The organism is Leisingera sp. ANG-M1, from assembly GCF_000813745.1.
GTDB lineage: Bacteria > Pseudomonadota > Alphaproteobacteria > Rhodobacterales > Rhodobacteraceae > Leisingera.
Genome location: NZ_JWLC01000044.1, coordinates 1 through 391 on the forward strand (window position 1 = coordinate 1; position 391 = coordinate 391).

The following is a 391-nucleotide window of genomic DNA, read 5'->3' on the forward strand; positions in this document are numbered from 1 at the left end:
AAGAACTGCCCATCCGCAAAGAAGCGGCCGCCCTGGCGGCTGCGGCTGGCCGGCCAGCGCTGCGGGGACAGATCGTCATACTCCTGGCCGGAGATTCCTGCGAGACCGGATATGTCGAAATCCAGCCCGAAGCTGCCCGCAAGGCCCGAAAGCGCTGCGTGCTCGCGGAATATCTCCGCCGGCGTTTTGTAGTCAAACGCCGCGTCCCAGCCCATACGCCTGCCGGCCTCGGCCAGAATGTCCCAATCGGCGCGGGCCTGACCGGGCGGCGGCAGAACCGCACGCTGACGGCTGATGGTGCGGTCCGAGTTGGTGACGGTCCCGTCCTTTTCCGCCCAGGCGGCAGCGGGCAGCAGCACATCCGCAAGCCGGGCGGTGTCTGTCGCGGCGG

At 68.5% G+C, this 391-nt stretch carries 1 protein-coding gene; it reads right to left on the bottom strand.

All coding sequences use genetic code 11. The features are described from left to right. On the bottom strand, positions 1-391 hold a 391-nt coding region (locus RA19_RS26765; protein ID WP_039168525.1), incomplete at both ends, for a molybdopterin-dependent oxidoreductase.